The following is a 13,235-nucleotide window of genomic DNA, read 5'->3' as shown; positions in this document are numbered from 1 at the left end:
ATCACCCAGAATTGGCGCGGCCGGCCGCTTGAAAGCCGCATGGCCGTGGTCGAATTGATCGGCGCAACCACGACAACGACCGGCCTCAAGGTTGAATGCGCCATCGACACCCGCACCTACCAAAAGGGCGTCAAGGTCTCCAATGCCCAGATGGCAAGCCTCAATATCATAGGCGACCCGTTCCATCCGGAGTGGAACTACACTATCACACCAAGAAACATGTAGCGCTTATTGTCCGAACCGTCCTTAGGGAATTGAGACGCGCCCGCCGCGACAAGACGTTCCTGGGGCTGCTGATGATCGATGTCGATTGGTTCAAGGCCTATAATGACCAATATGGCCATCCCGGCGGCGACAAGTGCCTGAAGCGGATTGCGGAGGCGATCAGGAATTCGGTGCGGCGGCCGGGCGATGTCGTTGCCCGCTATGGCGGCGAGGAGTTTTCCGTCCTCCTGCCGGACACGAACGAAGTGGGCGCGATATTCGTTGCCGAGCAGATTCGCAAAGCAGTGCTTGAGCTGATGATCGAACATGGCGGCAGCCCGAACCACGTCGCCACGGTCAGCATCGGCGCCGTATCCTGGCATGCGACGGGTTCGATTGAACCGGAAACGATCCTGCACCAGGCGGACCGCGCGCTCTATAAGGCGAAAGGCCAAGGCCGCAACTGCGTCGTCGACGGATCGGGGCTGCTGGACGATCAGGCCGAACAGCAGCCTCGCGAGGCTCTTGGGTGATAGACACCCAGATGATCCCATTCTTCACGACTTGCTTGCCTCAGGATGTAGAATGATGTAGGAACATATCTACATTTGGAGATCAAACATGTCCGTGATGTCCAGCAGGGAATTCAATCAGGATACCGGCAAAGCCAAAAAGCTTTCGGAATCGGGTCCGGTCATTATTACAGATCGCGGCAAGCCCAGCCACGTGCTCCTCGCATATGACGAATATGTCAAACTCACGAGGCAGGGTAAAAGCATTGCTGAACTGCTTTCGATGGATGCAGACGACGATATCGATTTCGATCCGCCAAAGATCGAGGACGCCGACTGGGGCTTCAAGCCCGCGGAATTCGATTGATGTACATTTTCGACACGAATGTCATATCCGAGCTTCGCAAAATAAGCTCAGGCCGAGCCGACAGGGCGGTTGTTCAATGGGCCTTGTCAATCCCCAGTAACAATGTCTTCCTGTCGGCAATCACCGTTTACGAAATAAAAATCGGCATCCTCAAGTTGGCAAGCCGGAACCCAGCGGAGTCGCAGCGCCTTCACATATGGCTGTCGCAAACGATCGTGCCCTCGTTCGCCGGACGCATTTTACCGCTTGATGAGCAGGTGGCGCTGCTGCTTGCCGAAATGATGGAGCTCAGGACTCGTCCCTATCGCGATGCGATTATTGCAGCCACGGCGCAACATCATGGCTATGCCGTCGTCACTCGCAACGTCCGCGACTTTGAGGAGCTTCCGGTGCGGGTGATCAATCCTTGGGAGCCCGATTAAACCCGCCTCCACCCCACAGCCAGCAGCCCGGCCCCGATCATCAGCGTTCCGCCGGCGCGGTTGACAACCCGCTGCACACGCGGTTTGCGGATCTGCTTTCGGGCCATGGCGGCGAGCAGTGCATAGAGGGTGGCGTTGGTCGTCGCCAGAATGAGGAAGGTGATCTCGAAAATCACCAATTGCCCCGCCACCGGCCTTGTCGTGTCGATGAACTGCGGCAGGAAGGCGACGAAGAAGATGATGCTCTTCGGGTTCAGTGCCGTCACCAGATAGGCGTGCAGGAAAATGCGTAGTGGATTTTCCGCCTTCACCGGCGCGTCTTCGGCATCGCCCGACCCTGCCGCCACTGGTGCCCGCCAGAGTTTTATGCCGAGATAGATCAGATAGGCCGCGCCGACCCACTTCAGCGCAGTGAAGATCACCGCCGATGCCGCGAGCAGCGCACCGAGCCCGAGCATGGAGGCGGTCATCGCAGTGAAGTCGCCGAGTGTGACGCCGGCAACGGTCGCACCAGCGACCTTGCGGCCATGGCCCAGCGCATAGGAAATGACCAGCAGGATCGTCGGACCGGGAATCGCGAGCAGGACGGCGGATGCCGCGCAAAAGGCCAGCCAATGTTCGATGGACATGAGGTTCTCCCGTTAAAAACCAGACTAATCCATAGGCTCGGTTGCTTGGCAACGGGCGGCTCGACGTTTTTTTCAAAAACGAACGCTCTGTTTCGTCGCGCTGCTCTTTAAACCAAGACACGCTGCCGCCATGTTGGCGCGATCAGATCTGGAGAGCGGAATGGAACTCGGCCTTTACACATTTGCGGACGTCAATCCCGAGCCCGAGGCGGGGCAGCGCGGTATCGAAGGCGCGCGCCGCGTCAAGGAATTGCTGGAGGAAATCGAGCTGGCCGATCAGGTCGGCCTTGATGTCTTTGGCCTTGGCGAGCACCATCGGCCGGATTATGTCGCCTCCACGCCAAGCATGCTGCTCTCGGCCGCAGCGGCGCGGACGAAGAATATCCGCCTCACCAGCGCCGTCACCGTTCTCAGTTCCGACGATCCGGTTCGCGTCTACCAGCAATATGCGACGCTCGACCTGATCTCCAATGGCCGCGCCGAGATCATGGCCGGCCGGGGCTCGTTCATCGAGAGTTTTCCGCTGTTCGGCTACGATCTCGACGACTATGACAAACTGTTTGCTGAAAAGCTCGATCTGCTGCTGGCGATCCGCGAAGGTGAAAAAGTCTCGTGGTCTGGCGAAACGCGGGCGCCGATCAGCGATCGCGGCGTCTACCCACGTGCGCTGCAGGACCCGCTTCCGGTCTGGATCGCCGTCGGCGGTACACCGCAATCGGTCGCCCGCGCCGGCATTATGGGTCTGCCGCTGGCGGTCGCCATCATCGGCGGCGAGCCGGCACGGTTCGCGCCGCTCTTCGATCTCTATCGTCGCGCCGGCCAGCAGGGCGGGCACGATCCGGCGGCGCTGCAAAGCTCGATCAATGTCCACGGCTTCATTGCCGACACCGACCAGCTGGCGGTCGACCAGTTCTACGGCCCGTCCTCCGCGGTGATGAACCGCATCGGCCGCGAGCGCGGCTGGGGTCCGTCGAACCGGGCGCAATATGACCGTTCGACCGGCCCGAACGGCAATCTCTTCATCGGCGATCCCGAGACGGTGGCCAGAAAGATCATCGTCCATCACGAGATCTTCAACAACAGCCGCTTCCTGTTGCAGATGGCGATCGGGCAGATGCCGCATGACCAGATCATGCGCGGCATCGAGCTCTACGGCACCAAGGTGGCACCCATCGTTCGCGATGCGCTTGGCTCGAAATCGACCCCCGAATTGCTTACATTGACCTGAAAGCCGAAGCAGGCGATAGAGCCTGCAGGCTCAGGACAAAGTGCAACATGGTTGTTTCCAACGATACCGAACTGCAGAAACTCAGGGATATCGGCCGCATCTGCGCGATCACGCTGCAGAAGATGGYCGCCGCCATGGAGCCTGGCATGACCACGGCCGAGCTCGACCGAATCGGCCGTAGGCTGCTGGAGGATGCCGGTGCGCAATCGGCGCCGGAAACCTGCTACAGCTTTCCAGGCGCCACCTGCATCAGCGTCAACGAGGAAGTGGCCCACGGCATTCCCGGCTCGCGCGTCCTGCAGCCCGGCGATCTTATCAATATCGACGTCTCAGCGGTGAAGGACGGCTATTTCGGCGATACCGGCGCATCTTTCGTCCTGCCGCCCTCTCAGGGCAAGGCCGATAAACTCTGCCGCGACGGCAGACGGGCGCTCTGGGCCGGCCTCAACCAAGTCCGATCCGGCCAGCCCTATGCCAGAATCGGCCAGGCGATCGGCGTCTTCGCGGCCAAGAACCGTTATACGCTGATCCAGAACCTCGCCAGCCACGGCGTCGGCCTGTCGCTGCATGAGGAGCCAACCGAACTCGCCACCTGGCCGGACCCGGCGGAACGGCGGATCATCGAGGATGGGCAGGTGTTTACTGTCGAACCCTTCCTGTCGCTCGGCGCCCAATGGGCCGAAGGCAGCGACGATCCTTGGACCCTGCTGGCCGAGCCCAAGGCACTGACCGTGCAATTCGAGCACACTGTCGTGGCAACGAAAAACGGCCCGATCATCCTCACGCTCGCCGAGTAGCCCACGAAATATCGGAACCTATCTGCGCCTGCCGAGTTTAGCTTTCGCTCTAAATGTGAGGACCAGGAGAGGAGGCCCCCAGATGAAGACGAGAGCCCTTGCCCTGATGATCGGCGCATGCACTGCCGCATCATCAGCCTTTGCGCAGCAGGCGGATACAAATTCTGACGCCTCCAAGCCTGCACAGCAGCCGATCCAACGGATCATCGAGCAGCCTGCGGTCTCAGGCGAGGAAACGGGTGCGATCCCCGAAAACAAGCTCATACCAGGCGCCAACAGTTTCACCGAAGGCCAGGCGCGATCGCGGATCGAGGGGGCGGGCTTCACCAATATCAGCCCGCTCAAGCAGGACGCCCAGGGCATCTGGCGCGGCATGGCCAATCGAGGCGCGATACGCGTCGCCGTCGGTCTCGATTTTCGCGGCAATGTCGCCGCGGAGGTCACCAAGGCTCAGTGATGATCCAACGCTAAGACGGAAAGGACACGGATATGAAAGTTGTGACAGGACTTTTCGATACCTACCGCCAGGCAGAAGATGCGGTGGCGGCACTCAAGGAATCGGGCGTCGCCTCCGATGATATCACCATCGTGTCGCGCGACCCGGGCTATGTCGACGGCAGCGAGAAGCCCGCTGCGGAGGGTATGGGCGTAGGCTCCGGTCTCGGTTTGATCGCCGGCGGCAGCGCCGGCCTACTGGCCGGGCTCGGCGTGATCGCCATTCCCGGCATAGGCCCGGTCGTCGCGGCCGGCTGGCTTGTGTCGCTGGTGGCAGGCGCAGCAGCGGGCACCGTGGTCGGCGGCGCGGCCGGCGGCCTCATCGGCGCGCTCAAAGGCTCCGACATCAGCGAGGCCGACGCGCATGTCTATGCCGAAAGCGTCCGCCGCGGCGGCACCTTGGTTTCGGTCCGCGTCCATGACGACCGCGTGCCCGAGGCCGAGGCCATTCTCGACCGCCACACCCCGGTCGACCTGGAAGGCCGCCGCAAAACCTATGCCGAAACCGGCTGGGAACGCTTTGACGAGGACGTCGATGCCCCGCCATTCACGGCGACGCCGGCTGTTTCCCCCGGTGACATTGCCGAACTGGATGAGCGGCGCTACCGCAGGCGCGCCGGTCGCTGACCGGAGGTGGTTAGGAAGGGTCGGAGGAAACTCCGGCCCTTTTTGCTTTTGTCTCTTAGATAATCAGCGCGTGACTGTGAGATTACAATGCTGTTAGCTTTCGATCCGCCCATTGCGACAGCTAGTCTTCTGCACTAGGGTCGCCCGCAAAAATAACTGCTTCGTGCTCCCGCTGCGAAGCAATAGCGGAGACCCTGCGTCTTGTTTCACACCTTTTTCCCTAAGCCCAAGATTCTTCTCCTAAGTGCAATAGTCTGGGCGATCGTAGTGATTGCTTTCTGGTACATCTATTGGAAGTGGCTTGGCGCCCAACTCGGCATGCCGCCTATGGATGAAGAGGCTAAACCGGTCGGTCTGAGCTACTTCATAACTCCGGATTCGCGTTGGTACTATTCATATTTTGTCTTTTCGATTGCCGCCTTTTGCGCATTCTGGCAGTTTTATGGGCGTGAATGCGAATGGCGAGGATGGTCTCTTTGGGGAACAGCCTTTATTCTTATAGTTATGAATTTTAACGTAGATGTATCTCTCGCTTTAAATCGTTGGCGCCGCCCGTTTTATGATTTAGTGCAACAGGCGCTCAGCAAACCAGGCATAAAAACGGTCGATCCGTGGCAATTTTACGACCTTCTTCTAGTTTTTCTCCAAATAGCAAGCGTATACATTGTTGTCATTGTAATATTACTTTTCTTCGTAAGCCATTACGTCTTTAGATGGCGCACGGCGATGAGCAACTATTATATCAGTTTGTGGCCCCGCGTGCGCCACATCGAAGGTGCAAGCCAGCGAGTCCAGGAAGATACTCGCGATTTCGCCAGCTATGTGGAGGATTTAGGGACTAGCTTCGTAACCTCATTCATGACACTGGTCGCATTTTTGCCATTGCTTTATCAGTTGGAGAAATACGTCAAGGAATGGCCATTCATTGGCCAAGTTTGGCATCCGCTTATTCTGGCATCAATACTCTGGTCGGTATTTGGTACTCTCCTTCTTTGGCTGTTTGGTATTCGCCTGCCAGGCCTCGAATTCCAAAACCAAAGGGTAGAGGCAGCGTTTCGGAAGGAACTAGTCTACGGTGAAGATCACCACGATCGCGCGCAACCTCCGACGGTGAAAAATCTATATGACAACGTTAGGAAAAGCTATTTTCGTCTCTTCGGAAACTATCTATATTTCAACGTGGCGCGGTATCTCTACATTCAAACCGACGCAATATTCATATCTTTTCTACTGGTTCCATCATTGTCGGCTGCTGCATTCGGCTTTGGTATCATGCAGCAGATCACGTCCGCATTTGGAGACGTATCTAACTCTTTTCAATATTTGGTGAACTCCTGGACGGACATTATCAAACTGATTTCAGTTCAGAAACGCCTTAAGGCATTTGAAGCGCAGATTCGGGATGAGCCCCTGCCAAGCCTCGATCAAAAATTTATCGAGGCACAACAAGCTGACATAAATCCTGACGGATCCACAGCAGAGGCTATCTAAGCGAAAGCCTGACCTCACATCAGAAGGCGGACCCATCCGCCTTCTTGCCCATCATCTCCATCGCCTGCGCGTAGTTCACGCAAGCGACATCGGGCTTGCCGCAGGTCTCAGTGAGGAACGCATCCAGCGCGTTCCAATAAGCCCCTCCATTCATTTCGACGAAATGGAAGCCGAGTTGCAGCGGAACGCGCGCGCCATTGTACTGCTCATTGAACGCATTGCGGAAAGCGGCGAGCGCACGCGTCTCGAATTCCTTCTCGTGCTCCGGCTCTTCCTTCGCCTTCGAATGGCGAGCGAACATGTTGTAGTCCATGCCGATGATCAGTTTGCCCTCCGGCCCCTCGGGAATGCGCGGCAGCGCAAAGCGCGTCAGGCCGCCCTCGACGACCGGCTCGGCCGGTCCCTTGGAGACGAGGCTGGCATCATAACGGAAGCCATGCGCTTTCAGTGCCGGCACCAGGCTCATCCCATAGGAGAGATAGGGCACGCGGAAGCCGATAATGTCGTGATTGACGAAGGCCGCCCAGTCCTTCGGTTCATTAGCGGCATCGTCATTGGCCTTCCAGGCATTCAGGAGGGTTTTGGTGAAATCGTCGAATTCCTGCGTCCAATCCGCCTTCGACCAGTCGCGGCCATCGAAATGGCCGCAGGCATGTGAGCCGATATCTTGGCCTGACAGATGCGCCGCCCAGATATAGCCGAGCCGTTCGCGCACTTCTTCCTTCGTCTGGGCGAAGCCGGTGTTGGAGCGCCCGCGCTTCTGATGCGGCCCTTGATAGACATGCCGCTCGTCCGGGCTCATCAGATAGGTGCAGGAGAGGAAATAGGTGAATTTCGCGCCGGTCTTTTCCGAGAGTTTTTGCGATCGGACCCAGAGCTTGTTGTCATGCGCTCCATCGAACGAAATGATGACAAGCTGTTTGGGTTTTTCTTTGGCCTGGACAGTAATGGCGGATGCGGCGAGAAGCGAAAGGGCGGTGGAAAGAAGAAGGCGCATGATCGACCGGCTTGATTGCGGAAGCCGCTGACTCTCAAGCGAAATTACGGAGATTTGATGTTTGCGCCTTCAATCTTCGTTGCCTTGATCCTCGCGCACGTGATCAGCATAGAAGGCGTCACAATCACGCCTCCTTGGAGAGTGTTCGGATCAAGGCAAGCGACGAGCCGCGTTCAAATCCGTGCGCAGAAAGCGTCCAGCGCCGATAGCGAGATCGACCTGCCACTGAGCTTCGGTTTGAAGCCGGGCATTTCGAGCTGTTCTTTGAGCGTGATCGTGGTGGGAATCGAATATGTCTGTGGCTGCCGCGTCAGGTTGAAGACGAACAGCAGGCCCTCGTCGCCCTTCCTGCGGGTGAAGACGAGCAAATCCTGATTGACCTGCAGCAGTGCGAAGTCACCACTCACCATCGCCGCATGTGCGTTGCGGAAGGCAAGCGTGTCGCGATAGTGCGTCAGCACCGAGTCCGGCAGGCCCTCCTGCCGGTCGACAGCCAGCGGCAGATGCGCCTTCGGTACCGGCAGCCAGGGCTTGGCAGTGGTAAAGCCGGCATTCGGCTTGTCTGCCTCCCAGACCATCGGCGTGCGGCATCCATCGCGACCCTTGAAAGCCGGCCAGAACCGGATGCCATAGGGATCGCGCAGATCTTCGAAGGCGAGTTCTGCTTCCGTCAACCCGAGCTCTTCACCCTCGTAGAGGCAGAGCGAGCCGCGCAGCGAGGCGATCACCGTGAGAGCGATCTTGGCGATATGAACGGGATCGTCGCCCGGCTGCGTGAAACGGCTGACATGGCGCACGACATCATGGTTGGAGAATGCCCAGCAGATCCAGCCGGTCGGCGCCTGCGTCTCGACCCCCACCACGCATTTGCGAATATGGGTGGCGGAGAAATCCGGTGACAGCAGGTCGAAGGTGTAGCACATCTGCAGCTTGTCGCCGTCGGACGTGTAGGCTGCAACGGTCGACAGAGAGCGATAGCCATCGCCGACCTCGCCCACCGCCGCGCGGTCCGAATACTGATCGAGCAGCGACCGGAAGCGCTTGAGGAAGCCGATATTCTCCGGACGCGTCTTGTCGTAGAGGTGATCCTGGAAGCTGTAGGGGTTGGTATCAGGCGCATCGGCCGAGCCTTCGATGCGCGGCACCGGTGGATTGTCGCGCAGTTCCTTGTCGCAGAAATAGTAGTTGACCGTATCGAGCCGGAATCCGTCGACATCCCGGTCCAGCCAGAACTTGACCGTGGCCAGCACGGCGTCCTGGACTTCCTTATTGTGGAAATTGAGGTCCGGTTGCGAGGTGAGGAAATTGTGCTGGTAATATTGGCGCCGCACGCCGTCCCATTCCCAGCCCGGTCCGCCGAAGATCGACAGCCAGTTATTCGGCGCTGTGCCGTCCGGCTTCGGATCGGCCCAGACATACCAATCCGCCTTCTCGTTGTCGCGGCTCTTCCGGCTTTCCTTGAACCAGGGATGCTGGTCGGACGTGTGCGAGATGACCTGGTCGATCATCACCTTCAGGCCCAAGCGATGTGCCTCGGCGACAACGGCGTCGAAATCTTCGAGCGTGCCGAACATCGGATCGACATCGCAATAGTCCGACACGTCATAACCCATGTCCGCCATCGGCGATTTGAAGAACGGCGACAGCCAGATGGCGTCGACGCCCAACGATGCGACATGCGGCAGGCGCTCCGCGATCCCCTTGAGCGTGCCGATGCCGGTTCCGTTGGAGTCCTGAAAGGAGCGAGGGTAGATCTGGTAGATCACTGCACCGCGCCACCAATCGGGATTGGATTTCTGCGCGCGGCTCGCCTTGCTCATATTTCTCTCCCATCAGGCTGAGGAATGCTATTCCAACCCTTTACCGGGCCGAAGCGATTCCGTAAACCGACGAAACCGAATTGCCAGCCGTCCCGCCCCGGAGTTTTCCATGCCTGTTTTCCTGTCCATCGGCGAATGCATGATCGAGCTTGCCAGTCTCGGTGGCGACACGATGCGAAAGGGCTTTGCCGGCGACACGTTCAACACCGCCTGGTATGCGCATGCATTCCTGCCGGAAAGCTGGAAAACGGCCTATTTCACCGCCCTCGGCGACGACCGGGCCTCCGGCGAAATGCTCGAATTCATGGCGGGCGCCGGCATCGATAGCGGCTATATCCGCCGCATTCCCGGCCTCAGCCCAGGCCTCTACATGATCCATCTCGACAAAGGCGAGCGCTCGTTCAGCTATTGGCGCAGCGCCTCTGCGGCCAAACGTCTCGCCGACGACCGGATGGCGCTGACGAGGGCAATGGATGACGCGGAGGTCATCTATTTCTCCGGCATCACGCTGGCGATCCTCGCGCCCGAAGCGCGCCAGACGCTGCTCTCGGTCGCCGCCGAACACAAGGCCAAAGGCAAGATCGTCGCCTTCGACCCGAACATCCGGCCCCGGCTCTGGGCAAGCAGGGAGGAGATGTTGGCCGCGATCTCCGACGGCGCCTGCGCCGCCTCGATCGTCATGCCCGGCTTCGATGATGAGGCCGCGCATTTCGGCGATGGCTCGGTCGAGGCGACGGCTCGCCGCTATCGCGCGCTCGGCGCCGGCACTGTCGTGGTCAAGGATGGCGCCAAGGGTGCCACGATCGCCACCGAAAGCGGGTTCACCCACGTCCCGGCCTTCCCGGTCATTGACGTCGTCGATACGACATCGGCCGGCGACAGCTTTAATGGCGGCTATCTCGCCCGGCTCGCAGCGGGCGATGCGCCCGAAGTCGCAGCGGCTTTTGCCGCGCGTGTCGCCGCCGCCGTCATCGGCCATCCCGGTGCGCTGATCGCCCGTGAAAATCTCGGCCTTTGACGTCATACGCCTGTAACAAAATCATTAGAAAAGCATCGCCAGACCGGCCCGCCAGCTGACTCGGGCCACGTTGCGGGGCGAGATGGCCAGAATTACGATTGTCACGGATGCGTGGCATCCGCAGGTGAACGGAGTCGTGCGCTCCCTCGAAAGCACGATCGACGAAATGCGTCGTCTCAACCACGAGATCATGCTGGTAACTCCGGACCGCTTCTATAACGTTCCGTTGCCCTCTTATCCGGAAATCCGCATCGCGCTGACGCGCTACGGCACGGTGGAGCGCGAAATCGACAAGTTCCAGCCTTCCTTCGTACATATCGCCACCGAGGGGCCGCTTGGCTATTATGCACGCAAATGGTGCCTGAAGCGGCGCATGCCGTTCTCGACCAGCTATCACACCCGTTTCCCGGAATATGTGTCCGCGCGCCTGCCGCTGCCGCAGAGCATGCTCTACGGCATCGTGCGCCGCTTCCACAATGCCGGCAATGTCTGCATGGTCGCAACCCAGAGCCTTGAGAGCGAACTGTCGAACCGCGGCTTCCGCAACCTGAAACGCTGGTCACGCGGCATCGATCACAGCCTTTATGTGCCGCAGCCGCTGATCGAACAGCCATTCGGCCTGCCCCGGCCGATTTTCATGCAGGTCGGGCGCGTCGCGGTCGAGAAGAACATTCCCGCTTTCTTCGATCTGCAACTGCCCGGCAGCAAGGTCATGGTCGGCGATGGTCCTGACCGCGAGAAGCTGCAAAAAGCCTATCCGGACGTGCATTTCACCGGCGCGAAGTTCGGCGAGGAACTGGCAGCGCACTATGCCCAGGCCGATGTCTTCGTCTTTCCGTCGAGGACCGACACGTTCGGCAACGTCATCCTGGAAGCGCTCGCCTGCGGCGTGCCGGTGGCCGCCTATCCGGTGACCGGCCCGGCCGACATTCTCGGCGGCCATGCCGACGCCGGCGCATTGCACGAAGACCTGCGGCAAGCCTGCCTGACGGCGCTCACCTGCTCGCGCATCGCTGCCCGCGAGCTGGCCGAGACCTTTACATGGGAAGCCGCCACCCACCAGTTCCTGAAAAACATCATGCTCGCCAATGGCGTGCAGATGGCGGCTGAATAGCGTTTTCTATCGTTCAAGCTTCGACAAGCGTTCTTGTCGGGCTATTCTGGCGACTGAACGCGCCGCAAAGACTACCGATGCTTCTTCGCCTTGTGTTCGAACGGATTGACCGTGCCGCGGTAGGAAATCCGGATCGGCACGCCGATCAGCCCGAAATCATCGCGCAAGCCATTGATCAGATAGCGCGTATAGCTCTCCGGCAGTGCCTCCGGCCGCGAGCAGGAGATGATGAAGCCCGGCGGACGCGCCTTCACCTGTGTCATATATTTGAGCTTGACGCGGCGGCCGGAAACGGCCGGTGGCGGATGGCCCTGGGTCTGGAATTCGAGCCAGCGGTTGAGCTTGGCGGTGGAGACGCGCTTGTTCCAGATTTTGTCGGTGTCGACAACGGCCTGCATCAGCCGGTCGAGCCCCTCGCCTGTCTGGCCGGAAACGGTGACGGCGCGCACGCCGCGGATCTGCGGCAGCAGCCGGTCGGTCTTTTCGCGCAGGTCGGCAAGCACCTTCTGCCGGTCCTCGATCAGGTCCCACTTGTTGAAGGCGAGCACCACGGCACGGCCTTCTCGGACAGCGAAATCGACGATATGCAGATCCTGCTTTTCGAACGGGATGGTGGCGTCGAAGACGATGATCACCGTTTCGGCGAAACGCACGGCGCGTAGCGCATCGGCGACCGAAAGCTTTTCAAGCTTTTCCGTCACCTTGGCGCGACGGCGCATGCCGGCGGTGTCGAACATTTTCACCGTGCGGCCACGCCAATCCCATTCGACCGAGATAGAATCGCGGGTGATGCCGGCCTCCGGGCCGGTCAGCAGACGGTCCTCGCCGAGGAAGCGGTTGATCAGCGTCGACTTGCCGGCATTCGGACGGCCGACGACAGCAATGCGCAGCGGCTTGGTCTCGTCGTAGACCGGCTCGATCTCTTCGCCGTTCTCATCGAGTTCCGGTTCGGCCGCCAGCGCCACGTTGGTTTCGGCGACGTCCTCGTCCTCGAAGGCCTTGTCTTCGCCGATCGCCGCGACGATCGCGTCGCGCAGGTCGAGCATGCCTTCGCCGTGCTCGGCGGAGATCGGGCAAGGCTCGCCGAGCCCCAGCGAATAGGCATCGTAGAAGCCAGCATCGGAGCCGCGAGCTTCGGACTTGTTGGCGACCAGCACAACGGGCTTGCCGCGCCGCCGCAGCATTTCGCCGAGCGTGTTGTCGAGCGGCGTCAGACCCATCTTGGCGTCGACAACGAAAAGCGAGAGGTCCGCTTCGTCGATCGCCGCTTCCGTCTGCGCCCGCATGCGGCCTTCGAGCGTATCCTCGTGCGCCTCTTCGAGGCCGGCGGTGTCGATGATGCGGAATTTCAGGTCGACGAGCTTGGCGTCGCCCGGCCGACGATCGCGGGTCACGCCCGGCGTGTCGTCGACGAGCGCCAGCTTCTTGCCGACCAGCCGGTTGAACAGCGTCGACTTGCCGACATTGGGGCGCCCGACAATAGCCACGGTAAAGGTCATGAAGCGCTCCGGGTC

The 13,235-nt window shown here is 59.9% G+C and carries 15 protein-coding genes; 11 read left to right on the top strand and 4 right to left on the bottom strand.

Going from position 1 to position 13,235, the window contains the following annotated elements:
- The 4 genes from AC1D06_RS20785 to AC1D06_RS20770 form a co-directional block, all read left to right on the top strand.
- Positions 1-225 (top strand): ISAzo13-like element transposase-related protein (locus tag AC1D06_RS20785; RefSeq protein ID WP_477987731.1); only part of this gene is annotated, 225 nt, incomplete at its 5' end.
- Positions 192-737 carry a GGDEF domain-containing protein gene (locus tag AC1D06_RS20780; RefSeq protein ID WP_477987729.1) on the top strand — a complete coding sequence of 182 codons (546 nt, stop codon included), beginning with the start codon at positions 192-194 and terminating at the stop codon, positions 735-737. The genes AC1D06_RS20785 and AC1D06_RS20780, both read left to right, overlap by 34 nt.
- A gap of 88 nt (positions 738-825) precedes the next feature.
- Complete coding sequence (locus tag AC1D06_RS20775; RefSeq protein ID WP_477987728.1) at positions 826-1,083, top strand: type II toxin-antitoxin system Phd/YefM family antitoxin; 258 nt, start codon at positions 826-828, stop codon at positions 1,081-1,083.
- Positions 1,083-1,505, top strand: a complete 423-nt coding sequence (locus AC1D06_RS20770) for a PIN domain-containing protein (protein ID WP_477987727.1) — start codon at positions 1,083-1,085, stop codon at positions 1,503-1,505. The genes AC1D06_RS20775 and AC1D06_RS20770 overlap by 1 nt, the downstream gene beginning before the upstream one ends.
- Here AC1D06_RS20770 and AC1D06_RS20765 read toward each other — a convergent pair.
- Positions 1,502-2,134 carry a LysE family translocator gene (locus AC1D06_RS20765; RefSeq protein WP_477987725.1) on the bottom strand — a complete coding sequence of 211 codons (633 nt, stop codon included), beginning with the start codon at positions 2,132-2,134 and terminating at the stop codon, positions 1,502-1,504. The two genes, AC1D06_RS20770 and AC1D06_RS20765, sit on opposite strands and share 4 nt — an antisense overlap.
- A gap of 160 nt (positions 2,135-2,294) precedes the next feature.
- Between AC1D06_RS20765 and AC1D06_RS20760 the strand changes: the two genes are divergently transcribed.
- The 5 genes from AC1D06_RS20760 to sbmA all read left to right on the top strand — a co-directional run bounded on the left by AC1D06_RS20760 (position 2,295) and on the right by sbmA (position 6,772).
- Positions 2,295-3,362, top strand: coding sequence for an LLM class flavin-dependent oxidoreductase (locus AC1D06_RS20760; RefSeq protein ID WP_477987723.1), 1,068 nt, complete (start codon positions 2,295-2,297; stop codon positions 3,360-3,362).
- Between the two features lie 47 nt (positions 3,363-3,409).
- On the top strand, positions 3,410-4,159 hold the full coding sequence (gene map, locus AC1D06_RS20755) for a type I methionyl aminopeptidase (protein WP_477987722.1): 750 nt from the start codon (positions 3,410-3,412) through the stop codon (positions 4,157-4,159).
- Between the two features lie 82 nt (positions 4,160-4,241).
- A complete protein-coding gene (locus AC1D06_RS20750) occupies positions 4,242-4,616 on the top strand; it encodes a hypothetical protein (protein ID WP_477987721.1) in 375 nt (124 codons plus the stop codon).
- Positions 4,617-4,648: 32 nt separating this feature from the next.
- A complete protein-coding gene (locus AC1D06_RS20745; protein ID WP_477987719.1) occupies positions 4,649-5,281 on the top strand; it encodes a hypothetical protein in 633 nt (210 codons plus the stop codon).
- Positions 5,282-5,482: 201 nt separating this feature from the next.
- Positions 5,483-6,772, top strand: coding sequence for a peptide antibiotic transporter SbmA (sbmA, locus tag AC1D06_RS20740; RefSeq protein WP_477987718.1), 1,290 nt, complete (start codon positions 5,483-5,485; stop codon positions 6,770-6,772).
- Between the two features lie 19 nt (positions 6,773-6,791).
- Here the strand turns inward: sbmA and AC1D06_RS20735 are convergent, their stop codons facing one another.
- Together AC1D06_RS20735 and bglA are read right to left on the bottom strand one after the other, a co-directional pair.
- A complete protein-coding gene (locus AC1D06_RS20735; protein ID WP_477987736.1) occupies positions 6,792-7,772 on the bottom strand; it encodes a polysaccharide deacetylase family protein in 981 nt (326 codons plus the stop codon).
- A 170-nt stretch (positions 7,773-7,942) separates the two neighbouring features.
- Positions 7,943-9,589 carry a beta-galactosidase BglA gene (gene bglA / locus AC1D06_RS20730; RefSeq protein WP_477987716.1) on the bottom strand — a complete coding sequence of 549 codons (1,647 nt, stop codon included), beginning with the start codon at positions 9,587-9,589 and terminating at the stop codon, positions 7,943-7,945.
- Between the two features lie 109 nt (positions 9,590-9,698).
- Between bglA and AC1D06_RS20725 the strand changes: the two genes are divergently transcribed.
- Entirely contained in the window at positions 9,699-10,607 is a 909-nt protein-coding gene (locus AC1D06_RS20725; protein ID WP_477987715.1) for a sugar kinase, read from the top strand.
- An 82-nt stretch (positions 10,608-10,689) separates the two neighbouring features.
- The gene (locus AC1D06_RS20720) at positions 10,690-11,721 is read left to right on the top strand and encodes a glycosyltransferase family 4 protein (protein WP_477987714.1); all 1,032 of its coding nucleotides are present in this window, start codon (positions 10,690-10,692) and stop codon (positions 11,719-11,721) included.
- A 71-nt stretch (positions 11,722-11,792) separates the two neighbouring features.
- Here the strand turns inward: AC1D06_RS20720 and der are convergent, their stop codons facing one another.
- Entirely contained in the window at positions 11,793-13,220 is a 1,428-nt protein-coding gene (gene der / locus AC1D06_RS20715; RefSeq protein WP_477987713.1) for a ribosome biogenesis GTPase Der, read from the bottom strand.
- Between the last annotated feature and the right edge of the window lie 15 nt (positions 13,221-13,235).

The organism is Rhizobium sp. P2_G2, assembly GCF_056403555.1.
Note: the sequence above shows the minus strand (reverse complement) of the source record. Positions and strands in the feature narration are given on the sequence as shown.

Bases quoted from the DNA above. Each gene is read 5' to 3' on its own strand.
- AC1D06_RS20725 (WP_477987715.1), top strand. From the start codon at position 9,699: ATGCCTGTTTTCCTGTCCATCGGCGAATGCATGATCGAGCTTGCCAGT.
- AC1D06_RS20745 (WP_477987719.1), top strand. From the start codon at position 4,649: ATGAAAGTTGTGACAGGACTTTTCGATACCTACCGCCAGGCAGAAGAT.
- AC1D06_RS20770 (WP_477987727.1), top strand. From the start codon at position 1,083: ATGTACATTTTCGACACGAATGTCATATCCGAGCTTCGCAAAATAAGC.
- AC1D06_RS20720 (WP_477987714.1), top strand. From the start codon at position 10,690: ATGGCCAGAATTACGATTGTCACGGATGCGTGGCATCCGCAGGTGAAC.
- bglA (WP_477987716.1), bottom strand. From the start codon at position 9,589: ATGAGCAAGGCGAGCCGCGCGCAGAAATCCAATCCCGATTGGTGGCGC.
- AC1D06_RS20775 (WP_477987728.1), top strand. From the start codon at position 826: ATGTCCGTGATGTCCAGCAGGGAATTCAATCAGGATACCGGCAAAGCC.
- der (WP_477987713.1), bottom strand. From the start codon at position 13,220: ATGACCTTTACCGTGGCTATTGTCGGGCGCCCCAATGTCGGCAAGTCG.
- AC1D06_RS20760 (WP_477987723.1), top strand. From the start codon at position 2,295: ATGGAACTCGGCCTTTACACATTTGCGGACGTCAATCCCGAGCCCGAG.
- AC1D06_RS20750 (WP_477987721.1), top strand. From the start codon at position 4,242: ATGAAGACGAGAGCCCTTGCCCTGATGATCGGCGCATGCACTGCCGCA.
- AC1D06_RS20765 (WP_477987725.1), bottom strand. From the start codon at position 2,134: ATGTCCATCGAACATTGGCTGGCCTTTTGCGCGGCATCCGCCGTCCTG.